This is a genomic window from Stenotrophomonas sp. YJH_SMC_21, assembly GCF_059369555.1.
The window spans coordinates 24,032-48,474 of record NZ_JCAFSU010000022.1; the positions used below are offsets into that span (position 1 = coordinate 24,032).

General features: G+C 68.3%; 20 protein-coding genes. 8 read left to right on the forward strand and 12 right to left on the reverse strand.

The annotated features are described in order from the left end of the window. Window positions 1–32 precede the first annotated feature (32 nt). Genes AC5P67_RS19235 through AC5P67_RS19245 form a run of 3 tightly spaced genes read left to right on the forward strand, consistent with a single transcriptional unit; the run spans window position 33 to window position 2,438 of the window. Window positions 33–605 (forward strand): DUF1190 domain-containing protein, encoded by a 573-nt coding sequence (locus AC5P67_RS19235; RefSeq protein ID WP_005411539.1) that lies wholly within the window; start codon window positions 33–35, stop codon window positions 603–605. Between the two features lie 7 nt (window positions 606–612). Next, window positions 613–1,791, forward strand: a complete 1,179-nt coding sequence (locus tag AC5P67_RS19240; RefSeq protein WP_049397686.1) for a glutathionylspermidine synthase family protein — start codon at window positions 613–615, stop codon at window positions 1,789–1,791. Further along, window positions 1,791–2,438 (forward strand): hypothetical protein, encoded by a 648-nt coding sequence (locus tag AC5P67_RS19245; RefSeq protein WP_111118377.1) that lies wholly within the window; start codon window positions 1,791–1,793, stop codon window positions 2,436–2,438. Before AC5P67_RS19240 ends, AC5P67_RS19245 begins: the two co-directional genes overlap by 1 nt. A gap of 269 nt (window positions 2,439–2,707) precedes the next feature. Here the strand turns inward: AC5P67_RS19245 and AC5P67_RS19250 are convergent, their stop codons facing one another. From AC5P67_RS19250 to baeS, 10 genes are all read right to left on the reverse strand, one after another. After that, the gene (locus AC5P67_RS19250) at window positions 2,708–4,006 is read right to left on the reverse strand and encodes a DUF58 domain-containing protein (protein ID WP_114619040.1); all 1,299 of its coding nucleotides are present in this window, start codon (window positions 4,004–4,006) and stop codon (window positions 2,708–2,710) included. Continuing rightward, window positions 4,003–4,989 (reverse strand): AAA family ATPase, encoded by a 987-nt coding sequence (locus AC5P67_RS19255; protein ID WP_005411535.1) that lies wholly within the window; start codon window positions 4,987–4,989, stop codon window positions 4,003–4,005. The genes AC5P67_RS19250 and AC5P67_RS19255 overlap by 4 nt, the downstream gene beginning before the upstream one ends. Continuing rightward, window positions 4,986–6,170, reverse strand: coding sequence for a DUF4350 domain-containing protein (locus AC5P67_RS19260; protein WP_043035567.1), 1,185 nt, complete (start codon window positions 6,168–6,170; stop codon window positions 4,986–4,988). Before AC5P67_RS19260 ends, AC5P67_RS19255 begins: the two co-directional genes overlap by 4 nt. Further along, window positions 6,167–7,789: a DUF4129 domain-containing protein gene (locus AC5P67_RS19265; RefSeq protein WP_495215110.1), complete on the reverse strand. Its 1,623-nt coding sequence runs from the start codon at window positions 7,787–7,789 to the stop codon at window positions 6,167–6,169. The genes AC5P67_RS19260 and AC5P67_RS19265 overlap by 4 nt, the downstream gene beginning before the upstream one ends. Next, window positions 7,779–8,771 (reverse strand): stage II sporulation protein M, encoded by a 993-nt coding sequence (locus tag AC5P67_RS19270; RefSeq protein ID WP_005411532.1) that lies wholly within the window; start codon window positions 8,769–8,771, stop codon window positions 7,779–7,781. The genes AC5P67_RS19265 and AC5P67_RS19270 overlap by 11 nt, the downstream gene beginning before the upstream one ends. Continuing rightward, window positions 8,768–9,457: an RDD family protein gene (locus AC5P67_RS19275; protein WP_005414811.1), complete on the reverse strand. Its 690-nt coding sequence runs from the start codon at window positions 9,455–9,457 to the stop codon at window positions 8,768–8,770. The genes AC5P67_RS19270 and AC5P67_RS19275 overlap by 4 nt, the downstream gene beginning before the upstream one ends. Window positions 9,458–9,580: 123 nt before the next feature. Continuing rightward, a complete protein-coding gene (locus AC5P67_RS19280) occupies window positions 9,581–10,111 on the reverse strand; it encodes a gamma carbonic anhydrase family protein (RefSeq protein ID WP_005411530.1) in 531 nt (176 codons plus the stop codon). A 140-nt stretch (window positions 10,112–10,251) separates the two neighbouring features. Beyond that, on the reverse strand, window positions 10,252–11,073 hold the full coding sequence (locus AC5P67_RS19285; RefSeq protein ID WP_005411529.1) for a nucleotidyltransferase domain-containing protein: 822 nt from the start codon (window positions 11,071–11,073) through the stop codon (window positions 10,252–10,254). Window positions 11,074–11,205: 132 nt separating this feature from the next. Then, entirely contained in the window at window positions 11,206–11,895 is a 690-nt protein-coding gene (locus AC5P67_RS19290) for a response regulator (protein ID WP_012481546.1), read from the reverse strand. Then, window positions 11,892–13,295 (reverse strand): sensor histidine kinase efflux regulator BaeS, encoded by a 1,404-nt coding sequence (gene baeS, locus AC5P67_RS19295; RefSeq protein ID WP_043035565.1) that lies wholly within the window; start codon window positions 13,293–13,295, stop codon window positions 11,892–11,894. Before baeS ends, AC5P67_RS19290 begins: the two co-directional genes overlap by 4 nt. Window positions 13,296–13,412: 117 nt before the next feature. Here baeS and smeA point away from each other — a divergent pair, with 117 nt between their 5' ends. From smeA to smeC, 3 genes are read left to right on the forward strand one after another with little or no spacing between them, the layout of a single operon-like run. Next, window positions 13,413–14,609, forward strand: coding sequence for a multidrug efflux RND transporter periplasmic adaptor subunit SmeA (gene smeA / locus AC5P67_RS19300; RefSeq protein WP_114619039.1), 1,197 nt, complete (start codon window positions 13,413–13,415; stop codon window positions 14,607–14,609). A 12-nt stretch (window positions 14,610–14,621) separates the two neighbouring features. Next, on the forward strand, window positions 14,622–17,771 hold the full coding sequence (gene smeB, locus AC5P67_RS19305; RefSeq protein ID WP_043035563.1) for a multidrug efflux RND transporter permease subunit SmeB: 3,150 nt from the start codon (window positions 14,622–14,624) through the stop codon (window positions 17,769–17,771). After that, window positions 17,768–19,183 carry a multidrug efflux transporter outer membrane subunit SmeC gene (gene smeC / locus AC5P67_RS19310; RefSeq protein ID WP_099527035.1) on the forward strand — a complete coding sequence of 472 codons (1,416 nt, stop codon included), beginning with the start codon at window positions 17,768–17,770 and terminating at the stop codon, window positions 19,181–19,183. The genes smeB and smeC overlap by 4 nt, the downstream gene beginning before the upstream one ends. Before the next feature lie 133 nt (window positions 19,184–19,316). Here the strand turns inward: smeC and mnmG are convergent, their stop codons facing one another. Beyond that, the gene (mnmG, locus tag AC5P67_RS19315) at window positions 19,317–21,206 is read right to left on the reverse strand and encodes a tRNA uridine-5-carboxymethylaminomethyl(34) synthesis enzyme MnmG (RefSeq protein WP_114619038.1); all 1,890 of its coding nucleotides are present in this window, start codon (window positions 21,204–21,206) and stop codon (window positions 19,317–19,319) included. A gap of 549 nt (window positions 21,207–21,755) precedes the next feature. Beyond that, window positions 21,756–22,244, reverse strand: coding sequence for a hypothetical protein (locus AC5P67_RS19320; protein WP_024958802.1), 489 nt, complete (start codon window positions 22,242–22,244; stop codon window positions 21,756–21,758). 159 nt (window positions 22,245–22,403) lie between these two features. Here AC5P67_RS19320 and AC5P67_RS19325 point away from each other — a divergent pair, with 159 nt between their 5' ends. Both AC5P67_RS19325 and AC5P67_RS19330 read left to right on the forward strand, forming a co-directional pair. Next, window positions 22,404–23,366, forward strand: coding sequence for a pyridoxal-phosphate dependent enzyme (locus AC5P67_RS19325; RefSeq protein WP_267257620.1), 963 nt, complete (start codon window positions 22,404–22,406; stop codon window positions 23,364–23,366). Then, entirely contained in the window at window positions 23,351–23,995 is a 645-nt protein-coding gene (locus AC5P67_RS19330) for a YdcF family protein (RefSeq protein ID WP_427917144.1), read from the forward strand. Before AC5P67_RS19325 ends, AC5P67_RS19330 begins: the two co-directional genes overlap by 16 nt. Window positions 23,996–24,443: the final 448 nt, after the last annotated feature.

Genomic DNA, 24,443 nt, shown 5'->3' on the forward strand with positions numbered 1-24,443 from the left:
GGGGCATTGATCCGTCGACAGGGCATGAGGCCATGAAACGTTCCCGCACCACCGCGCTGCTGCTGATGAGCGCCGCGCCGCTGCTGTTCACCGCCTGCCAGAAGGAGCCGGAGGTGAAGGTGCAGGAAGGCCTGTACACGTCGGTCGAGGCCTGCACCGAGGCCACCGGCGATCCGTCGTCGTGCCGCAATGCCTTCGCCGAAGCGCAGAAGCAGGCCGCCGATGCGGCGCCGAAGTACGCCAGCAGGGAAGCCTGCGAGAAGGATTACAAGCCGGAGCAGTGCGTGCAGCAGCACACCTCGGCCGGTACCTCGTTCATCGGCCCGATGATGATGGGCTTCTTCATGTCGCAGATGCTGAGCAACCGCGGAGGCCTGGCACCGCAGGCACCGGCATCGGCGCCGGCCTACCAGGACAAGAATGCGGGTTGGGCGCGCCCGGCACCGGGTGGCACTGGTGGCCTGAACACCGCCAGCGGCATCGGCGCGGGCAAGGCCGGCCTGGCCCCGGTCACCAGCGAACCGAACCGTGCGGTCACTGCCAGCCGTGGTGGCTTCGGCAACACCAGCGCGCGTCGCAGCAGCAGCGGCAGCTACGGCGGCTGATCGACCCATGCAGCGCATCCGGATTGCCGAGCGTGCCCAATGGCGGGCGCGCGCGGAAGAGGCAGGTTTCCGCTTCCACACCATCGACGGCCAGCCGTACTGGGACGAAAGCGCGTACTACGCGTTCACCCTGCGCCAGATCGAGCAGGACATCGAAGACCCCAGCGCCGAGCTGCACCAGATGGCGCTGGACCTGGTCGGCGATGTCATCGCCAGCGAACGCTTGATGGACCAGCTCGCGATTCCGTCGCATTACCGCGACTGGATCGCCGACAGCTGGCGCCAGCGCCAGCCGCATCTGTACGGTCGCCTGGACCTGGCCTACGACGGTACCGGCCCGGCCAAGCTGTACGAACTGAACTACGACACGCCGACCTCGCTGTTCGAGGCCAGCTTCTTCCAATGGCAGTGGCTGGAAGACCAGCGCAACGCCGGTCGCCTGCCGCAGCACGCCGACCAGTTCAACGCGATTCACGAAGCGCTGGTCGAGCGTTTCGGCGAACTGGCCACGCAGCTGCCGCCGCCGCTGTACTTCAGTGCCGTGGGCAGCTCCGAAGAAGACCGCGGCACCGTCGACTATCTGCGCGACTGTGCATCGCAGGCCGGCCTGCATGGCCAGGCCATCGCCATCGAGGACATTGGCCTGTCCGAGGACGGCCGCTTCACCGCGCTGGACGATTCGGTGATCGGCACGCTGTTCAAGCTGTATCCGCTGGAAGACCTGATGGCCGAGGAATTCGGTCGCGCGCTGCCCGGCTCGGGCGTGCAGCTGCTGGAGCCGGCGTGGAAGGCGGTGTTGAGCAACAAGGGCATCCTGCCGCTGCTGTGGCAGCGCAACGTGGGCCATCCGAACCTGCTGGAAGCGCATTTCGATGACGGCAGCACGCTGGCGTCGGGCTGGGTGCGCAAGCCGCTGTTCTCACGCGAAGGGGCCAACATCGAGATGCACTTGGCCGATGGCAGCACCCAGCGCAGCGACGGTCCCTACGATGGCCCGGCGATCATCCAGCGCGCCCATCCGCTCACCCGCTTCGAAGGCGGCTACCCGCTGATCGGCAGCTGGGTGGTGGGTGACCACGCCTGCGGCATCGGCATCCGCGAAGACGACAGCGCGATCACCCGTGACAGTGCGCGCTTCGTGCCGCATGCGATCGTGGACGAGGCGCCGACGCGGATCTACGTCTGATGGCGGTGCGGCGTTGGCCTGGCCGGCATGGGCGTTCTTCGCCCGTGCCTGGCCGGCACTTCGATGACGGGCGCAGCCTGCAGGCCTTCGCGGACCGCGTCGCGGTGCGTTGCCATCGCTGCGACACCCCCGGCTGGGTGGTCGCCAGCTGGGAACCCTACCGGTGGACCGCGCGATTCCGCTGCACCGGCTGCAGTTCTGCACTGGACAGTGGTGACTGGGTCGGTGCGGTCTACATGCTGGGCCGCCAACCTTGTGGATTCTGTGGGCATCAGTGGCTGCACGTGCGTCGTCGGGTTCCCGCTGGCGTTCCTGCACCGGCGTCCTTCGCTGCTCGATGCGCGCAATGTGATCGCAGTACCGATGTTTCGGTCTCGGTGCGTCCGTTGCGTGATGCCGAGCCTGCCGATCCGCACTTCGGATTGCCGCTGCGCCTGGTTGAACCGACCCGCGCGGGCCTGCTCTGGGCCTACAACGCTGAGCATCTGCAGGCACTGCACGAGTACGCGAGCGCAACACTGCGGGAAAGCCGCGGCCATCACCGATCCATGTTCTCGCGCCTGCCGCAGTGGATGAAGCTGGCCCGCAACCGGGTGTTGCTGCAGCGCGCGGTGGAGCGATTGCAGCGGCGGTTGTTGCAGGGGTAATGCCGGCCGCTGGCAGGCAACCGCCGTTGGTAGATGCCGACCCTGGTCGGCGCTGTGGGTTTCGTGCCAACCAAGGTTGGCACCCACCAGAGCGATGCACCGGTTGTTGCAGGGGTAGTGCCGGCCGCTGGCCGGCAACCGCCGTTGGTAGGTGCCGACCCTGGTCGGCGCTTTGGGTTTCGTGCCAACCAAGGTTGGCACCCACCAAAGCGATGCACCGGTTGTTGCATGGGGTAGTGCCGGCCGCTGGCCGGCAACCGTTCCTGGTATCAGAGCAGCCCTTCGCGCTTCACCGCCAGATAGCGCTCCACCAGTGCACCGGGCAGGGCGTCGGCGGTCACGTCCAGCACCATCACCTTCTCGCTGCGCAGCGCTTCATGCGCTTTCGCGCGCTGCTGCAGATACAGCGCCGCAGCGCCGGCCTGGGCCGCGTCCTCCAGCGACTGCACCTCATCATCGAGGACAGCATCCAGTTCGCGCTCGCGCAGGCTGGCCACGCACACCAGGTGGCGTTTCTGCAGCAGGCGCACCGCCGCCAGCAGATCCTCGATGTCTTCGTCGCGCACGTTGCTGACCAGCATCACCAGCGCGCGCCGGCGCTGGCGCAGCGACACTTCGGTGGCGGCGGCCAGGTAGTCGGTGGCCACCGCGCGCGGCTGCAGGTCGTAGCTGGCGCGCAGCAGGTGCTCGACGGTGCCCATCCCGCGCTGCGGTGCCACCCAGCGGCGCTCGCCACCGGTGGCGAACAGGCCGGCAGCATCGCCCTGGCGCAGCGCCAGGTAGGCCACCACCAGCGAGGCGTTCAATGCGTGATCGAAGTGCGAGAGCCCGCCCTCGCTGGCCAGCATGCGGCGGCCACTGTCGAGCATCAGCAGCAGCTGCTGGTTCTTCTCGTCCTGGTACTCGCGCGAGACCAGCTTGCGCGCACGCGCGGTGGCCTTCCAGTCCAGCTGGCGCAGACTGTCGCCGATGCGGTACTCGCGCATCTGGTGGAAGTCGGTGCCTTCACCGCGGCGGCGCTTCACGTGTGCACCGACCAGCCGCGAGGCCTGGTCGGCACTGAACAGGGCGAAGCGAGTGAGCGGTGCGAAGTTCGGATAGACCCGCACGTCCAGCACGGGAGGCAGCGTGCGTTGCTGCCACCACAGGCGCCATGGCGAGCGCATGCGCAGATGCACGCCGTCGAAGCGGAAGCGCCCGCGCTGCAGCGGCTGCAGGTGGTAGTGCAGGGTGGACGCGCTGCCGGCCTTCAGGCGCACGCGCTGCGGCAGCGACTCCAGCGGCCAGCCGCCGGGGACCAGGTCGAACACCTGCACCGTCATCGATGCGTCCGCCTGCAGCCGCAGCGCGGCCTCGCGGCGCACGCCCAGTGCCAGCGCTTCGGGCAGCTCACGCTGGATCTGCGGCGATGGACGCCGCGTCTGCCGCCACAGATCCATCAACGCTGGCACGGCAATCGCCACCGCGGCCAGCGCCCAGCTCCAGCGCGGCAGCAGGCCGCCCAGCACCAGGCCACCCAGGGCGGCCCAGGCCAGCAGCAGCGCCAGCAGCAGCGGGGCCGGCCTCATCGGCGCGGTGCTTCCACCTTGGCCAGCAGTGCACCCAGCACGTCGTCGGCGTCCTGGCCTTCGATCTGCAGTTCCGGTGCCAGCGCGATGCGATGGCGCAGCGCGGGGCGCGCGATGTCGCGCACGTCGTCGGGGGTGACGAAGTCACGGCCGGCCAACACCGCCTGCGCGCGCGAGGCACGTACCAGCGCGATGCTGCCACGCGGGCCAGCGCCGACCGCGATACCCGGCCACTGCCTCGTGGCCGCCACAATCCGCACCGCGTAGTCGATCACTTCGTCATCGACGGTGATCGCCGCCGTGGCGCGCTGCAGTTCCAGCAGCTCACCGGCACCGAGCACGCGCGGCACCTGGCTCAGGTCGAAATCGCTGGCGGCGCGGCCGCTGGTGATCGCGGTCACCATGCGCTTCTCGTCCTCCAGCTGCGGGTAGTCGATCAGCACCTTCAGCAGGAAGCGGTCCAGCTGCGCTTCCGGCAGCGGGTAGGTGCCTTCCTGCTCCAGCGGGTTCTGCGTGGCCAGCGCCATGAACGGCGGCGCCAGGGTGAAGGCCTTGCCTTCGATGGTCACCTGGCCTTCCTGCATCACTTCCAGCAGCGCCGACTGGGTCTTGGCCGGTGCGCGGTTGATCTCGTCGGCCAGCAGCAGATTGGTGAACACCGGGCCGCGACGGATCTTGAAGCTCTCGCTCTTCGGGTCGTACACCGCGTGGCCACTGACGTCGCTGGGCATCAGGTCGGGGGTGAACTGCACGCGACCGTAGTCCAGCTCAAGTGCCTGGGCCAGCGCGCGCACCAGCAGGGTCTTGCCCAGCCCGGGCACGCCCTCGATCAGCACGTGGCCACCGGCCAGCAGGGCCACCAGGATCTGGTCCAGCACATCAGCCTGGCCGATGAAGGCGTGGCCGACGGCATCGCGGATGGCATCGACGCGTTCGATCAGGCGGGCGTTGGCGGCCGCCGGCAGCTCGGGGACTTCGGTCATAGCAGGGATCTCATCTGGAGCAGCAAGCGGATGCGCTCGCGCAGGGCGGAGGAATCGTGCGGCGGAGGGGGCGTGAGCGCGCTGGCAACGCGGCCTTGCGGCCACTTCAGCAGCTCGGCGATGGCCTGATCGCGCGGCGCGCCATCGAGTGCGGCGGCAATCGGTGCGCGCAGGCGCAGGCGGTGCAGGAACAGGGCTAGTACGGCCTCGTACAGGCGCGCGCCGTGGCCGAAACGCAGCAGCAGTTCACCACTGGCGCGCACGTGCTCCAGCAGCGAACGGCGTTCCAGAACCGGCGACGGCAGCAGGCTGCCGAAGCGCTGCGAGCGGCCCCACAGCCAACCCAGCAGGGCCAGCAGCAACGGTGCCCACAGCGGCCAGCCCTGATAGAACATGCGCGACCACAGCGACGGCGGGCGGCTGGCATAGACCAGCCAGACCGCACCCTTGCCGTAGTTCGGATCGAGCAGGTAGCGGGTCAGGTCGCGATGCGACGCGTCGTGCAGGCCGTCGCTGGCCTTGCCCCCTGCGGAGGCCAGGCGCGCCGCCGGTGAGTCCACCTCGCTGCGCATGAACTCAATGTCGGCCAGCACGCTCACCTTGCCCTGGCCATGGCGCAGGCGCGCGAACACCAGGTCGCGATCCGTGCCCCAGCGACGTTCGGCCTGCGCACTGGCGGCAAAACCCAGGGTGAAGCGGCGGCCACCGCAGAATTCGACGTGGCCAGGATCGTCGTCGACATGGAATGGCTGGCAGTCGCTGCGCTGGAACAGGCTGTCCACGCCCAGCCGGTCCAGCAAGGGGCCCTGCGTGCTGCCGGCATCGTCCTCGGCCGGCGGCGGTGTACGTACCAGCAGGTGGCCGCCACCGTCGACCCAGTCCAGCAGCGTGCTGGCAACGGGCGGCGGCAGTTCGCTGCTGTCCTGCAGCAGCACCACCGTATCGTTCGGCCCCAGTGCCATCTGCTGCAGTTCCAGCCGCGGCCGCGAGTGCACGTCAATGCCATCGGCGCGCAGCGCCTGGCCGAGTACGTACAGCGGGTTGTAGGCGGCCTCGCCCTGTGGCGGCAGCCGGATCGTCTCGGTCACCCGTTCGTGCGTGCGCAGGTAGAGGATGGTCAGCGGTACACCGAACAGCACCAATGCACCGAGCAGCAGCGACCAGAACAGGCGCGGACTCATGCCTGCCACCCGTACTGCTGGCGCAGGGTATCGGCCAATGCATCGAAATCGGCGCGGCTGGGCAGGCGGCCACCGTAGGCGGCGTACTGCCACATGCGCACGATGCGCGCGAACAGGTCACGGTCGCTGGCCTCGGGCATGCGTCGCGACGCGCGCAGGCATTGCGCTTCGGTAGCCCCGGGTGGAAGCGCGATACCGCTGCGCTCGCCCACCGTGCGCACACTGGCGCGGTACAGCAGGGCCAGCGCCTGCCGCGGCCGGCCCTGGTCCCAGAGCAGGCCAGCCTGGGTGGCCACGTCCGGCGGCAGCACCACCGGCAACTCCACCTGTTCCTCCAGCACCTCCGGTGCAGCGTCGGCCTTGCGCCGGCCACTGCCACGCAGCCATGGCAGCCACAGCCGCGCGGGCAGCAGCAGCACCAGCAGCAGGATGCCGAGCAGGCCCCACAGGCCCCATTCGGCCAGCCGTGCCAGCCAGGCGATGCCGTCCCTGCGCGCTTTGCGTTCACCTTTGCTGTTGGTGTCACGCTGCAGCTGCTTGTCTTCCTTCTTCTTTTCCTCGGCCTGCTCGATCGGCTTCCAGCGGGTGACCTCGCGGGTCGGGCGCTGCAGCGGGTCCTCATAGGCGCGGTTAACCGCTTGACGGAAACCGGCGGTGTCCACCGGCGTGCCACCGAAGATGGTGGCCGGCGTGTTGGCCGGGTCGATGGTCGGTTCATCGTCGTCGTCTTCGGCGGCGATGTCACTGGCGTTGGGCTTGCCCATTGCGCGCCCGGGCTCGGCATCTGCGTCCTGCGCATGCACCGGGGCGGAGACCAGTGGCAGTGCCAGGCACAGCAGCAGCGCCAGCGTCGATGCCGCCGGCAGCAGGCGATCGCGCAGGCGGCGCAGGGCGATTTCGACGTCCCAGGCTTCCATCTGCGTACGCCGGTTCAAGTACAGGCCAAAGCCCGCACCGACGAAGAACGGGCCGATCAGCGCCGACGCCAGCCAGCAGGCCAGATTGAAACCGAAGCGTGCCCATGCCGGCGTGTCCTTGCCGATCATGTCCCAGGCCGCACGCCAGGATTCGGACATCAGGTCCAGTGGCATGAACATGAACACTGCACCGATGGCACCAGATACCAGCACCGCTTCGAACGCCATGCAGGTCACGGTCAGCACTGTCGCCGCACCTGCGGCGCCGGCAGCCACCGCACGGCGGCGTGGACCGCGCTGGCCCGGTGCGTTGCCTTCCAGCAGGTTCACCGGCAGGCACAGGCTGCGCAGCACGCTGAAGCGACGCCAGCCCAGGTAGCCCCAGGAACCAGTGTTGCCCCAGTGACGCTGCGCACGCAGGGCCGAAAGTGTGCTGACCGGTTCGCCGAAGATGCCGCGCGACAGCACATACAGCGGCGCACGCTCGAACAGTGGCTTGCACCACCACATCGCCAGCCAGGCCCAGCCGAAGGCATCCAGCCACCATCCCAGCGCGTTGAAGATCACGAACAACGGAGCACTGGCCAGCAGCCAGCTGCCCCACACGGCGCGCGCATGGCGGCGGGCGAGGGCACTGCCCAGCTCCATAGCTTCCCAGCCGCTGCGTGCACGCAGCACCACGTCCAGACGGTCAATGCGCATGGCCGCCTCCACGCCCGCCACGCCACAGCCACAGCAGCACGCCGGCCCAGAGCACTCCGGCGACGCCGAACTTGGTCCATGCGGGGACTTCAGCGATCGACGACCAGAACGCTTCGATGAAGGCTGCGACCAGCAGCATGAACGCCACGCCCAGGCACAGCCGCGCACCGATGCGGCCACCGTCGACCAGCGCGTCCAGGCGGCTGCGCCGGCCCGGTGCCAGCAGCTTCATGCCCAGCTGCAGGCCGGCACCGCCGGCGATCACGATCGCGGTCAGCTCGAACGCGCCATGGCCGGCCACGAAGCGCCAGAATGGTCCACCGTGTCCGATGTGCTGCAGGTGGCCGGCCACCGCGCCGATGGTGACGCCGTTGAACAGCAGCACCAGCAGCGTACCCAGCCCGGCCAGCAGGCCGCTGGCGAAGGTGCGCAGGGCAATGCTGATGTTGTTGAGGATGTAGTGGCCGAACATCATCCAGTCGGTACCGCTGTCGCGGCCCAGTCGTTCGGCGGCAGGGTCGTACATGCGCTCCATCGCGGCGATCTGGCGGTTGTCCATCAACGTGTGGATCAGGTCCGGGTAGACCTGTACAAGCACGAAGCAGGCGATTGCCGGCAGCGCGAACATCGCCAGCGCCACCCACATGCTGCGTGCCTGGCTGCGCACGAGCAGCGGGAAGTCGGCCACGAGGAATTCCAGCGCGGCGCGCCAGCGCGTCGGCCGTGTGCGGTACAGCACACTGTGGCCCTGCTGCATAAGCTGCTGCAGGCGCTGGACCAGCTGCGGGCTGTAACCGCGCTCGCGGGCCAGCGCCAGCTGCTGGCACAGGCGCCGGTAGCGCTGCGGGACGGCGGTATCGTCCAGTGCCAGGCCGCTGGCCTTGCGGCGCGCGCGGCGCGAGGCGCCGGCACGCAGCAGCAGCCACTGTTCCAGCTCCTGCCATTCCTGCTGGTAGCGGGCGACGAACTGTTCCTGTTTCATCGCCGCCCCAGCAGCCAGTTGGCCATGGCGTACAGGCGCAGCACGGCGACCTGGCCGTGGGTGCCGGTCAGGGGCTCGGCAATGCCGGCCAGCTCCTGCTGGCGGGCCGCCGACAGCCGTGGCGCGCGCTCGGCGAAGGCCATCAGCGCGGCCTGTTCCTCCGGCCGCAGTGGCTGCGGCGGGGCCAGCACGCTGTCGATGGTAGGTGGCGGCGGCAGGTACAGCACAGGCGCGTGCACCACCACGGTGCCGGCCACCAGGTCGCCGAGGCGGCGGCCGTGCGGATCGAACAGGCTGCTGACCAGGCCCAGTGCATAGCCGAACGGCAGCATGTCCACCGTGCGCAGCAGGTTGCGGGTGATCGCCGCCATCCAGCCCACGGGCGCGCCATCGCGGGACAGCACGCGCAGGCCCAGCGCGCGCTTGCCCAGGGTACGGCCCCACAGCGCCTCGCACACGATCGGGTAGACCCAGTAGACCAGGAACATCAGCACCAGGTTGAGGCCGGAGCCGAATTCGTCCAGCACCGCCAGCGGAATCGCCATCAGCACCAGTACCGCGATGCGCACGCCAAGATCGACCAGCCAGGCCATGGCCCGCGGCAGCGGTCCGGCTACCGGCAACTGAAGCAGCACACCCTCCGGCGTCACCACCTCACGGTAGGTATCGAGCATCGGTGCGGCCATCAGCGCGGTGGCCTTCGTTGTGGGCGCCGGAGTCCTCTCCGGCTGGCAACCACAGGCATGGGGGTCTCGACAGGTCCTGGTCGGGCCCAGACTTTAGCAGAGCCGCGCGGCAGCGTTGGCTGCTCAGCCCCGGTATTCGTCCTTCAGCCGCACGTAGTGGTCGGCCGAATAGTGCAGCGACTCGATCTCCTTGTCGCTCAGCGTGCGTGCCGGCCGGGCAGGGTTGCCGACCCACAGCTCGCCTTCGCCCACCACCTTGCCGGGGCCGATCACCGCACCGGCGCCGACGAAGCCATGGCGCTCCACGCGGGCACCGTCGAGGATGCAGGCGCCCATGCCGATCAGGCTGTAATCGCCGATCGTGCAGGCGTGGATGATGCAGCCGTGGCCGACGGTCACGCCTTCGCCGATCAGGGTCGGGTAGCCGGCCTTGTTGTACGGGCTGTGGTGGCTGACGTGGATGATGGTGCCGTCCTGCACGTTGGTGCGTGCACCGATGCGTACGTAATTGACGTCACCGCGGATGACCGTGCCCGGCCACACCGACACGTCGTCGCCCAGTTCCACGTCGCCGATGATCGTGCACGACGGGTCGATGTACACGCGCTCGCCGAGGATGGGCATCTTGTCGCGGAAGGGGCGCAGCGGGTTCATCGGGGTCTCCGGAAATCAGGGCGTTCGCGACGATGATACCCGTGTGGTAGTGCCGGCCGCTGGCCGGCAACCGCGCGGCACGCCTGGATTTCCGTGGTTGCCGGCCAGCGGCCGGCACTACCAGCGGCAGGTGCGGCTCTTCATGCAGGCGCGTGCTCGGCCAGCATCTGCCGGAACAGCTCATCCAGCCACGCAGCATCACCTCGTCCGGCGGGCAGCTGTGGCGCCTGCGCAGTCCGGATGGCCAGTTCACGATCGATGTAGTCGCTGATCGCCGCAATGCGCGGCCCGGCGGCGACCTCGGCGCTGGCCCGTTTGACCGCCAGCAGGGCATCGATGACTTCACGCACCGCACCGTCTGGCAGCAGCCGGTCCAGCAGATCCTCGAAGGCCATCGGCGGGGGTGTCTGTTCGTGCTCTATCCACTGGCAGGCCAGCAGTGGGCGCAGCACGTACAGGTACTTCTTGGTGCGCACCGTTTCGCCACGCAGGTAGCCGCGATGGTTCGAGCGCGCCATGTTGAAGTAGTGCCACCACGTGCCCAGCGGCGAATGGAACGCTTTCGCTGCTTCCCACAACTGTGACACCGCCGCCTGATCCTGCTGGTAGACGATCGGCGAGCGCAGCCACTCGATCAGGGTCGGATTGGATTTTGAAACCAGTCGCAGTGCCTTGCGCAGGTCCCAGCCGCTCACGTCGAGCTCATCGTCGATCGGCAGTTCGATCACATCGCGCTGCGCTTCGCCGGGACCGGTGCTCTCGTTGACGCTGAGATACCAAGGCTGGCGATGCACGTAGATGAAGCGCGCGTCGTAGTCGCTGTCGGGCGAGGAAAAGCCCCAGCCGCGGCTGCCCGACTCGCAGGCCAGCAGCACGCGTACGTCGTAGCGCTGTTCGATGTCAGCCAGGGTGGAAAGGATGGCGGCGCGCTTGTCCGGCGCGATCGGGTGGATGTCGTCCATGCAGTTGTGTTCGTAATGTCGAGCGTGCTCGACTGTAACGCAGGTGCGCACCGGTAGTGCCGGCCGCTGGCCGGCAAGCTCATGGGCGCACTTGGAATTCTGCGGTTGCAGGCCAGCGGCCGGCACTACCGGCTAGGGCTCGTAGCTGTAGCCCATGCCGTACACCGAACGGATCGGCTCGCCTTCCATGCCGGCGTCGGCCAGCTTGCGGCGCAGGTTGCGCACATGGCTGTCGACGGTGCGGTCGACCACCACGCGATGGTCCAGGTACAGCCGGTCGAGCAGTTCATCGCGCGCCCAGATCCGGCCTGGGGTGGCCAGCAGCGTGCGCAGCAGGCGGTACTCCACCGGCGTCAGATCCAGGCCCTTGCCGTTCCAGGTGGCGCGTGCGGCCGGCTCGTCGATGTGCAGGCCACCGTTGGCGCGCGCACCCGGGTCCGGGCGGTAGCGGCGCAGCACCGCCATCACCCGCGCGACCACTTCGCGCGGACTGAACGGCTTGCAGATGTAGTCGTCGGCGCCGATCTCCAGGCCCAGCAGGCGGTCGATCTCTTCCACCCGTGCGGTGACCATGATGACCGGTACATCGCTGCTGGCACGCAGTTCGCGGCACAGGTCCACGCCGTCGCGCTGCGGCAGCATCAGGTCCAGCAGCACCAGGTCGGGCTGGTAGCGCACGAACGCGTCGATCACCTGGCCACCGTCGTCCACCCACTCGCTGGCCATGCCGGCGGCGGCCAGGTAGTCGCGCAGTACCGAGGCCAGGCGTGGCTCGTCCTCGACGATCAGGATCTTCGTGGACGTGGCGGGCGACGCACTCATGCAGGCTCCGGCAGGGTGATGACCACGCGCAGCCCGCCCAGCGGCGAGGGCGCGGCGTGGATGACGCCGTGGTGGGCGAGGATGATGTTGTGGCTGATGGCCAGGCCCAGCCCGCTGCCGCCACTGGCGCGGTTGCGCGAACTTTCCACGCGGTAGAAGCGTTCGAACAGCAGTGCACACTTGTCGGGCGGAACGCCCGGCGCGGTGTCTTCCACGACCAGCTGCACGCCGGCAGGCACGCGCGCTGCCTGCACGCGTACGCGGCCACCGGCATGGGTGTAGCGCAGTGCGTTTTCCAGCAGGTTGGCCAGTACCTGCTGCAGGCGCCGTTCGTCACCGGACACCTGCAACGGCGTGGCGGGCAGGTCTTCTTCCAACGCCAGGCCTGCATTGGCGAAGCGCACGCGCATGCCATTGAGTTCGCTGCGCAGCAGCGCCACCAGGTCCAGTGGCGCGAAGCGGTACGCCAGGCCGCCGGACTGGGTCATCGACAGGTCGTGCAGGTCGTCGATCAGCTTGCCCAGCTGGCGGATCTCGCCCTGCAGGCCCACCAGGTTGGCCCGGTCCAGCGGACGGATGCCATCTTCGATCGCCTCCAGCTCGGCGCGCACCACTGCCAATGGCGTGCGCAGCTCATGCGAGATGTCGGCAATGAAGGCGCGGCGGTTGCGTTCGGTATCGTCCAGCGCCTGCGCCATCCGGTTGAAGTCGTTGACCAGCGCGTCCAGCTCATCGTCACTGGTGCGCTCGATGCGGGTGGCGTAGTCACCGGCGGCCAACCGGTGGGTGGCAGCGGCCAGCTTGGCAAGGCGCTGGCGCAGCGCACGCGATACCAGCCAGGCCAGCAGTACCGTCACCAGCAGTAGCGCGATGCCGATCACCCACCAGGCGCGCACCTGGGTGTTGTAGAAATTCAGGTCGTTGGTGGCGATGACGGTCTGGAACGGCACCATGCCCAGCCAACCGACGGTCTGCCCGTCCACCTGCACCCCATGCGGCTCGTCATCGCTGGTGGCGTCGGGGTTGCCGGCCACGAAACGGTGCTGCGCGTCGAACAGGCCCAGGCGCGACGGCACGCCGGTCTGGTCGGACAGCGACGGCACCGGTCCTTCGTGCCCATGGGCCAGGTCCGGGCGCAGCAGCCGCGCCCAGCGGTCGCCATCACCGTGCAGATGCTCCCAGCCACCGTGCTCGCGGTACTCGCGCTGCAGGTGTGGCATCAGCCGCTGCATGCGCAGGTCGCCCTGGTCGTTGAGGTAGTCCAGGAAGCCGGTCTGGAAGGCCACGCGGCTGGCAATACCGTTCACTGCCAGCACCAGCAGGCAGGCGGTGAAGATCGCGAGGAAGGTCTTCGCGGTCAGGCCGAATTTGAGTTGGAACTTCGCCATCGCGAAGGCCATTAGCGGCGCATGCGGCGCCGAAAGCAAGCGCCAGCTGAGCCCGTCGCACAATCTCCATATTCTCTGCACAGTTTCACGGCAGCGTGCACGGGTCAACGCAAGGCCCCCACGCCCCCCATGTCCCTCCTGCGCCCGCTGTCCCGTTCCCCGCGTCCCCTGCTGTTGCCCCTGCTGCTGGCCCTAGCGGCCTGTTCGGCGGGCAGGACCGATGCCCCGGCCATGCCCGAAGTGGGCGTCATCATCGCCAGCGCGCAGCCGCTGGCACTCCAGCAGACCTTGCCCGGCCGTGCCGTGCCGTTCGAGATCTCCGAGGTGCGGCCGCAGGTCGGCGGCCTGATCCGCCAGCGGTTGTTCACCGAAGGCCAGCAGGTCAAGGCAGGGCAGCTGCTGTACCAGGTCGACCCGGCACCGTACCAGGCGGCCTTCGATACTGCCCGCGGGCAGCTGGCGCAGGCCGAGGCCGCCGTGTTGTCGGCACAGCCGAAGGCCGAGCGCACCCGCGCGCTGGTGAGCATGGATGCAGCCAGCAAGCAGGACGCCGACGATGCCACCTCGGCGTTGAAGCAGGCGCAGGCCAACGTGATTGCCGCGCGCGCTGCATTGCAGGCTGCCCGCATCAACCTCGACTACACCCGGGTGACCGCCCCCATCGACGGCCGCATCGGCACCTCCAGCGTCACCGCCGGCGCGCTGGTCGCGGCCGGCCAGGATACGGCACTGACCACCATCCAGCGGCTGGACCCGGTGTACCTGGATGTCACCCAGTCCAGCACGCAGATGCTGGCGCTGCGCAAGCAGCTCGATGCGGGCCTGGTGAAGGACATCGATGGCAAGGCACAGGTAAAGGTGCTGCTGGAGGACGGCAGCACCTACGCGCATGAAGGCACGTTGGAGTTCGTCGGCAGCGCAGTGGATCCGGGCACCGGCAACGTGAAGCTGCGCGCGGTCATTCCGAACCCGGACGGCCTGCTGTTGCCGGGCATGTACCTGAAGGCGGTGCTGCCGATGGCCACCGACGCGCGTGCCCTGCTGGTGCCGCAGAAGGCGGTGGTGCGCAACGAGCGCGGCGAACCGCTGCTGCGCCTGCTCGACGCCAAGGATCATGTGGTCGAGCGCCGCGTCAGCACCGGCCAGGTGGTCGGTAACCAGTGGCAGATCACCAGCGGCCTCAAGGCTGGCGAACGGGTGATCGTCAGCAACGGCAGCGCGGTATCGCTCGGCCAGCAGGTGAAAGCGGTGGCGGCCACGACGGCGCAGTTGGCGGCGATGCCGGCGGTCGATCCGAACGGCAACACCGACGAAAAGTCGCACTGAGGCCTGGCCCACATGGTTCGTTTCTTCATCGACCGGCCGATCTTCGCCTGGGTGATCGCCATCGCGGTCAGCCTGCTCGGCCTGCTCGCGATCCTGATCCTGCCGGTGGACCGCTACCCGCAGATCGCCCCGCCCACCATCACCATCCGCGCCACCTACACCGGCGCCTCGTCGCAGACCGTGGAAAACGCGGTCACCCAGGTCATCGAGCAGTCCCAGCAAAGCCTCGATCACCTGATGTACATGACCTCGACCAGTGCCTCCGACGGCTCGGCGCAGGTCAACCTGGTGTTCGCCACCGGTACCAATCCGGATACCGCGCAGGTGCAGGTGCAGAACCAGCTGCAGGCCGCCATGGCCACGCTGCCGCAGGCGGTGCAGCAGAACGGCCTGACCATCACCAAGTCCAGTGGTTCGATCTTCGAGGTGCTGTCGTTCACCAGCGAAGACGGCAGCATGGACAACTTCGATGTCGCCAACTTCATGGAAGCGCGCATCGATGACCAGATCAGCCGCGTCAGCGGTGTCGGCAACATCCAGCCGATCGGCCAGGAATACGCCATGCGCATCTGGCTGGATCCGGAGAAGATGCGCCAGTACGCGCTGATGCCCTCGGACATCGAGACCGCACTGCAGGCACAGAACACCGATGTCTCCGCCGGTGAGCTGGGTGGCCAGCCGGCGCTGAAGGGCCAGCAGCTCGACGCCACGGTAACCGCGCGCAGCCGCCTGCACACGCCCGAGCAGTTCGCGCAGGTGGTGCTCAAGGCCGATGCCAACGGCAGCGTGGTGCGTCTGGGCGACGTGGCGAAGATCGGCCTCGGGCCGGAAAGCTACGACAGCATCAGCACCTTCAATGGCAAGCCGTCGGCGTCGCTGGGCATTGAACTCAATGCCGGTGCCAACGCGATCGCCGTCTCCAAGGCCATCGATGCACGGCTTCAGCAGCTGCAGAAGTACTGGCCGCATGGCTACACCGCCCACGTGGCCTTCACCACTACGCCGTTCGTGACCATTTCGCTGAAGGAAGTGGTGATCACCCTGATCGAAGCGATCATCCTGGTGGTGCTGGTGATGTACCTGTTCCTGCAGAACTGGCGCGCCACGCTGATCCCGACCATCGCGGTGCCGGTGGTGCTGCTGGGCACGTTCGGCGTGCTGGCTGCATTCGGGTATTCGATCAACACCCTGACCATGTTCGCACTGGTGCTGGCCATCGGCCTGCTGGTGGACGATGCCATCGTGGTGGTGGAGAACGTAGAGCGGGTGATGACCTTCGAAGGGCTGGCGCCGAAGCCGGCCACGCTGAAGGCGATGGGCCAGATCACCGGCGCGCTGGTCGGCATCGTGCTGGTGCTGACCGCGGTGTTCCTGCCGATGGCGTTCTTCAGCGGTGTAACCGGGGTGATCTATCGCCAGTTCTCGGTGACGATCGCCGCCGCGATGATCCTGTCGGTGCTGGTGGCGATGACCATCACCCCGGCACTGTGTGGCAGCATCCTGCACCAGATTCCCAAGGGCGGCCATCCGCATGGCGACCACGGTGGCGAGCCGAGCCTGCTGGGCAAGTTCTTCATCTGGTTCAACCACCGCTTCGAGCGCACCTCCAACGGCCTGCGTCACCGCGTGGATCGTTTCCTCGGCCGGCGCACGCTGGGCGTACTGTTCTACCTGGTGCTGAGCGTGGCCACCGGCCTGTTGCTGTGGCACCTGCCGGGCGCGTTCCTGCCCGATGAAGACCAGGGCATGCTCAACGCGCTGGTGAAGCTGCCGGCCGGTTCCACGCTGGAGCAGACGCGGGCGGTGATGGATCGTCTGAGTGCCGTCGCGGTGAAGGACGACGGCGTGCTCTCGATCCAGGCCACCGCCGGTTTCAGTGTTACCGGCAGCGGCCAGAACGTCGGCCAGGCCTTCATCCGCCTGAAGGACTGGGATGACCGCAAGGACGACGCCGATACCATCGCCGCACGCTTGACGCGGGCGATGGCCAGCGTGCCCGATGCGCAGGTGTTCATCACCTCGCCACCGGCCATCCTCGGCCTCGGCGATGCGGGTGGCTTCACCCTGGAACTGCAGGACGAAGGCGGTGCCGGCCATGCCGCCGCCGTGGCCGCGCGCACCACGCTGCTGAAAGAAGCCGCCAAGGACCCGAAGCTGGTCAACGTGCGCTACGCCAGCCTGGAAGACGCGCCGGTATACGCGGTGAAGGTGGACGACGCCAAGGCGCAGGCGATGGGCGTGAACCCGCAGGACGTCAATGACACCTTGAACGCGGCGTTGGGCGGCGACTTCGTCAACAACTTCATCTACAAGGGCCGCATCAAGAAGGTGTTCATCCAGGGCACCGCCGAAGCACGCATGCAGCCGCAGGACATCGAGCGCTGGAGCGTGCGCAACCAGGCCGGGCAGATGGTGCCGCTGTCGTCGCTGATCAGCACGCATTGGACCAGTGCGCCGGCCGCACTGCAGCGCTACAACGGCATCTCGGCGATGGAAATCACCGGCCAGCCGGCACCGGGCGTCAGCTCCGGCGAGGCGATGGCCGAGATCGCGCGCCTGGCCGACACGCTGCCGGAAGGCTTCAGTCACGCCTGGTCGGACATGGCCTACCAGGAACAGCTGTCGGGCAACCAGGCGCCGATGCTGTACGCCATCTCGCTGCTGTTCGTGTTCCTGTGCCTGGCCGCGCTGTATGAAAGCTGGGCGGTGCCGTTCGCGGTGATGCTGGCGGTGCCGGTGGGCGTGTTCGGCGCCGTGCTGATGATGAACCTGCGTGGCCTCAACAACGACGTGTACTTCCAGGTCGGCCTGCTGACCACGATTGGTCTGGCAGCGAAGAACGGCATCCTGATCGTCGAGTTCGCGCGCATCCTCGAACAGCAGGGCAGGAGTACCCGCGACGCAATCCTGCAGGCGGTCTACCTGCGGCTGCGGCCGATCGTGATGACTTCGCTGGCGTTCCTGATGGGCGTGTTGCCGCTGGTATTTGCCACCGGCGCCGGTTCGGCTGCGCGCCGTTCGCTGGGCACGGGCGTGGCCGGCGGTACGGTGGCCTCGATGGTGCTGGGCATGTTCTTCGTGCCCTTGTTCTACCTGCTGGTGCGCCGCCTGTTCCCGGGCCGCGCGCCGGCCGACGCCACTGCCCCGGAGGCAAGCCCATGAAGCCGATGCTGCTGCGCGCCCTGGCGGCCGCAACGATGACCGCCGTGCTGGGCGGCTGCGTGAGCATGGCCCCGCACTACCAGCGGCCCGAGGCGCCGGTGCCGGCACAGTTCGGCAATGCCGGCACCGGCGAGGCCGAGCCGGCACTGGCGATGCCGGCCTGGCGCGAAGTGTTCCTGGAACCGCGCCTGCAGCAGGTCATCGCGCTGGCGCTGCAGAACAACCGCGACCTGCGCGTGGCGGTGCTGCAGGTGGAGAAGGAGCGCGCGCAGTACCGCATCCAGCGCGCGGCACTGCTGCCGTCGGTGGATGCCAGCGGCAGTGTCACCCGTTCGCGGGTGAGCGATGCCAACAGCGAGACCGGCGTCACCCAGCTGACCGAATCCGATGCCGTGCAGGTGGGTATCAGCAGCTGGGAGCTGGACCTGTTCGGGCGTATCCGCAGCCTGAAGAACGAGGCGCTGCAGAACTGGCTGGCCAGCGCCGAGAACCAGCGCGCCGCGCGCACCAGCCTGGTGGCTGAAGTGGCGACGGCCTGGCTGGCGCTGGCGGCCGACGAGCAGTCGCTGGCATTCACGCAACAAACGCTGGACAGCCAGCAGCAGACCCTTCAGCGCACCGAGGCCCGCCATGCACAGGGGCTGGCCTCGGGCCTGGACCTGTCGCAGGTGCAGACCAGCGTGGAAGCCGCGCGCGGGGCGCTGGCGAAGCTGCAGACCCAGCAGGCGCAGGATCGCGATGCATTGCAGCTGTTGGTGGGGGCACCGCTGGATCCGGCCCTGCTGCCAACCGCGCAGGCGCTGGATGGCAGCGTCGCATTGGCGCCGCTGCCCGCCAACCTGCCGTCCAGCGTGTTGCTGCAGCGCCCGGACGTGCTGTCCGCCGAGCATGCATTGCAGGCAGCCAACGCCGATATCGGTGCCGCGCGCGCCGCATTCTTTCCGACGCTGGCGTTGACCGCCAACTACGGCCACAGTTCCACCGCGTTGTCGACGCTGTTCTCGGCCGGCACCCGTGGCTGGTCGTTCGCGCCCAGCATCACCGCGCCGATCTTCCATGCCGGTGCACTGAAGGCCTCGCTGGATGCCTCGAAGATCGGCAAGGACATCGGCATCGCGCAGTACGAGAAGGCGATCCAGCAGGCCTTCAGTGAGGTGGCCGATGCGCTGGCCACGCGCGATCACCTGACCGCGCAGCTGGACGCGCAACGCGCGTTGGTGGCTGACAGCCAGCGCAGCTACACCTTGGCCGATGCGCGCTACCGCACCGGACTGGATGGCTACCTGCAGTCGTTGGATGCGCAGCGCAGCCTGTATGCCGCGCAGCAGGACCTGATCGCCCTGCAGCAGCAGGAAGCGGGCAACCGGGTGACGTTGTTCAAGGTGCTGGGCGGAGGCGCGGACGCGCGGTAACGCGCCCGCCAATGTGGGTGTGTCTTCCGCTCCGGTAGGTGCCGACCTTGGTCGGCACGAATGCATGCAGCATCGCGATCTGATGATTCGTGCCGACCCAGGTCGGCACCCACCAGAAGCAGGTGAGACCGCGTTACGCCACGCGTCCGCGCCGCGCCCGCTCCAGGTGCACCAGCAGCAGCGAGATCGCCGCCGGGGTCATGCCCGGGATACGCTGCGCCTGGCCGATGGTCTGCGGGCGCACACGTTCCAGTTTCTGCAGTGCCTCAGCCGACAGCCCGCGCACGGTCGCATAGTCGAACGCCTCGGCGATCGGCGTGGCCTCATGCCGCTGCTGCCGCTCGATTTCCTCGCGCTGGCGATCCAGGTAGCCGGCGTACTTCACCCCGATCTCCACCTGTTCGGCCACTTTGGCGTCGGCCACGGCCGGGCCCAGCGACGGCACCTGCATCAGCTGCGCGTAATCCAGCTCGGGGCGCTTGATCAGGTCCAGCACATTGGTTTCGCGGCTGACCGCCACGCCCAGCGTTTCCTGCACTTCGCGGCCCAGCGCATTGGCCGGGGTCGCCCACAGTGCGCCCAGGCGCGCGCGCTCGGCGGCGACGGCGGCCTGCTTGGTCTCGAACGCGCTCCAGCGATGGTCATCCACCAGGCCCATTTCGCGGCCGGCGGGGGTCAGGCGCTGGTCGGCATTGTCCTCGCGCAGCTGCAGGCGGTATTCGGCGCGGCTGGTGAACATGCGGTAGGGCTCGTTGGTGCCGTGGGTGATCAGGTCATCCACCAGCACGCCCAGGTACGCCTCGTCGCGGCGCGGGCACCAGCCATCCAGTCCACGTACCTGGCGTGCGGCGTTGAGGCCGGCCAGCAGGCCCTGCGCGGCCGCTTCTTCATAGCCGGTGGTGCCGTTGATCTGGCCGGCGAAGAACAGGCCGTTGATCAGCTTGGTTTCCAGGGAGGCCTTCAGCCCGCGCGGATCGAAGAAGTCGTACTCGATCGCGTAGCCGGGGCGGGTGATGTGCGCGTTCTCGAAACCACGGATGCTGCGCACCATCTCCAGCTGCACGTCGAAGGGCAGCGAGGTGGAGATGCCGTTGGGATAGATCTCGACGATGCCCAGGCCTTCGGGTTCGACGAAGATCTGGTGGCTGGCCTTCTCGGCGAAGCGCACCACCTTGTCCTCGATGGACGGGCAGTAGCGCGGGCCGATGCCTTCGATCTGGCCGCTGTACAGCGGCGAGCGATGCAGCGCGTCGCGGATGATCTGGTGGGTCTGTTCGGTGGTGTGGGTGATCCAGCAGCTGACCTGCTGCGGATGCTCGTCCACCGAGCCGAGGAAGGACATCACCGGGCGCGGCGAATCACCGGGCTGCTCATCCATCACGCCGTAGTCCAGCGAGCGGCCGTCGATGCGCGGCGGCGTGCCGGTCTTCAGGCGGTCCACCTGGAACGGGCGCTCGCGCAGGCGCGCGGCCAGCGTGGTGGCCGGCGGGTCGCCCATGCGGCCGGCGGCGTACTGGGTCGGGCCCACATGGATCTTGCCGGCGAGGAAGGTACCGGCCGTCAGCACCACGGCCCCGGCGTCGAAACGCAGGCCGGTCTGGGTGATGACCCCTCGCACGGCGTCGCCTTCGATGACCAGGTCATCGACCGCAGCCTGGAACACGGTCAGGTTGTCCTGCCCTTCGACGATGGCGCGGATCGCCATGCGGTACAGGTTGCGATCGGCCTGGCAACGGGTGGCACGCACGGCCGGGCCCTTGGAGGCGTTCAACGTGCGCCACTGGATGCCGGCGCGGTCGGCGGCATGCGCCATCGCACCGCCCAGGGCGTCGATTTCCTTGACCAGGTGGCCCTTGCCGATGCCGCCGATGGCCGGGTTGCAGCTCATCGCGCCCACCGTTTCGATGTTGTGGGTCAGCAGCAGGGTGCGCACGCCGGTGCGGGCCGCGGCCAGCGCGGCTTCGGTGCCAGCGTGGCCACCGCCGATGACGATGACGTCGTAACGATGGAAGGACGGATTCATGGGGGCTGTTCAGCTGGGGGCGGGCGCGGCCGGGGGGCGGCGCCGGGGTGGCGATTTTAGCGCCATTCGGGGCCGGGACGTCGGTACCGGCCGGCCGGCGCCGAAATCAGCCCTAAAGTTGGCAGGATTTTTGCAGATAACCCAATAGCACCCACCGTGGCTGGCGCCGCAGGCGCCCGTGACCGGAATTGGAACAGGGGCCGGTACAGGCGCACGATGGGGGAGCAGAGGGCCGGCAGTCGGGGGACTGTCCGGCCCTGTTTTTTTGGGGTGCCGGGAAAGGCCCCGTCCACGCATGGCGTGGATCTACTGACGCTGGGGCTCTCGCCGGTTGGCGGCCCGGCAAAACAAACGGCCCCGCATTGCGGGGCCGTCTGCCTTCAGAGGTGCCGACATCCGACAGGGCCGGAACAGGGGGGATCCAGATGTTCCTGTCGGATATCGACGTAGAGCTTTTTGCGGCGGCCCGTGTCGTTTTTGTCACTTTGTGACGCGGGCCGTCACTGTCCGCGTAGATTGCGGCTTGGACCGTGTGAAATGCAAGACGGTTCAGCGCTCAACTGTGCGCTGCGTCGCACGATCCATGTTGCGCCAGGGGGAACCGTTCATCCTCGGCGCACTCGGTGCCGGGGCCGGGCGGGCCTGCGGTGCGGGCGCCGGCGGCTGCATGTTCGACTGCGGCGGGCGACGCATCGAATCCATGTTCCGCCACGGGGAACCGCCGTTGTACGACGGCCTCGGCGGCGGCGGACGGTTCTCGCCACCGTTGCCGGGCGGGCGCGGCGGCGGGCGGTGGTTGTGCGGCGGGCGGTAGATCGGGCGCGAGTAGTACGGGTTGCCATAGCCGCCGTAATAGCCGCCATAGCCACCGTAGTACGGGTAGCCGTAGTTGTAGGGATAGCCGGCCGGGTAGCGGTACTCCACCGACGGCGCGCCGTGGTAGTAGCCGCCACCGCGGCCACCGCCTACATAGTCGTAGGTGGTGCAGCCAGTCAGGCCCAACAACAGGCCACCGGCAAGCAACAGGCGCATTTTCATGGTGGGTCCCCCCAGAGGACGGATGTGCAGCCAGCTTCGTGCGCGGGCATTGAATCGGCCCTTAATTCGGCTGGCCAGGATGAATGGAGGCGTAGGCCTGCATGCTGGCATGACCTGTGCCCCGGTCGCCAGCGCGGGGGCATACGTTAATCTTGCGTCATGAGCGATTCACTGTTGCCCCGCGCCGATGATGTCCTGCTTGCTGCTGCGAGGATTGCCCCGCATGCCAGCGTGACCCCGGTGCTGCGCTCGCGCACGCTCGATGCGATGACCGGCGCACAGCTGGCGTTCAAGGCCGAGCACCTGCAGCGCGGTGGCGCATTCAAGTTCCGTGGTGCCTGCAATGCGGTGTGGTCGCTCGATGCCGATCGTGCCAGTACCGGCGTGGTGACCCATTCCTCCGGCAACCACGGTGCCGCGCTGGCCCTGGCCGCACGCACCCGGGGCATCCCCTGCCATGTGGTGGTGCCGGAAGGGGCGGTGGCCGCCAAGCTGGCCAACATCGCCCGCCACGGCGCCACCCTCTGGCGCTGCCCGCCGACCATCGCCGACCGCGAGGCCACCTGCGCCAGGGTGCAGGCCGATACCGGCGCAACCCTGGTGCATCCCTATACGAACCCGGCGGTGATGGCCGGGCAGGGCACCGCGGCCCTGGAACTGCTGCACAGCGACGGCCCGTTCGACGCGCTGGTGGTGCCGGTGGGCGGCGGTGGCCTGGCCAGCGGTACCGCGCTGGCCCTGCAGCACGCCAGTCCGCAGACCCGGCTGATCCTGGCCGAGCCGGCCGGCGCCGATGACACCGCGCGCTCGCTGGCCATCGGCGAGCGCCAGGGCGCGTTCACCCCGGACACCATCTGCGATGGCCTGCGTACCCTGATCGGCGCACCCAATTTCGAGTTGCTGCGCGCCGCCGGTGCCGAGGTGATCGTGATCGATGACGCCGCGACGCTGGCGGCGATGCGCCTGCTGTGGGACGTGCTCAAGCAGGTGGTGGAACCCTCTTCGGCCACCGTGCTGGCTGCGGTGCTGGCGCAGCCGCAGCGCTTCGCCGGCCTGCGCGTGGGCCTGGTGCTGTCCGGCGGCAACGTCGACCTGCCGGCACTGCGCTGGGGGGCGCCGTGAGCCGCGACCGGCACCGGCATCGCACTGGCCTGCTGGGCTGGCTGTGGCGGTTGTTTGTCCTGCTGGTGATCTGGCTGCTGGGCGTGACTGCCTGGATCGTCTGGGTCGGCGAGCGTGACCAGGCGGCCAAGGCCGACGCCATCATCGTGCTCGGTGCGGCGGCCTATGACGCCAAGCCGTCGCCGGTATTCGAAGAACGCATCCGTCATGGGCTGGATCTCTATGAGGCCCAGTTCGCGCCGCTGCTGATCTTCACCGGCGGCTATGGTGGTACCGGCGCGCGCTTTTCCGAGTCACAGGTGGCGCGGCGCTATGCGCTCAAGCACGGCGTGCCGGACGATGCGATCCTGATCGAGACTGCCTCGCGCAACACCGTGCAGAACCTGGTGGAAGCCAAGCGGCTGATGGACCAGCGCAACCTGCACCGGGTGATCATCGTCAGCGACCCGCTGCACATGGCGCGCGCGCTGCGCCTGAGCAAGGCGCTGGGCATCGATGCACTGGCCTCGTCCACGCCCAGCACGCGCTTCCGCAGCTTCCACACCAGCTGGCGCTTCCTGGTGCAGGAAATCTATTTCTTCCACCGCGACCTGGTGCGCCCGCCGTTGAGTTCGCCGGCCAATGCCTGAGGGCGGAAGCCTGCGTTGCGCGCGGCGTCGCATTGGGTAGTGCCGACCGCTGGCCGGCAGATGGCCATCATGGAATCGTGAGGTTGCCGGCCAGCGGCCGGCACTACCAGACGATCAGGTCTGCTTGCGGCGGATTGGAATCGCCGACACCGCCCGAATTTGGTGGGTGCCGACCTTGGTCGGTACAACCTGTCAGATCGCGATGTCGCCGGCACTGTGCCGACCAGGTCGGCACCCACCAGAGCGATTCGCGTATGGCGTCGCATTTGGTAGTGCTGGCCGCTGGCCGGCAGATGCCCATCATGGAATCGTGAGGTTGCCGGCCAGCGCCCGGCACTACCAGACGATCAGGTCTGCTTGCGGCGGATTGGAATCGCCGACACCGCCCGAATTTGGTGGGTGCCGACCTTGGTCGGTACAACCTGTCAGATCGCGATGTCGCCGGCAC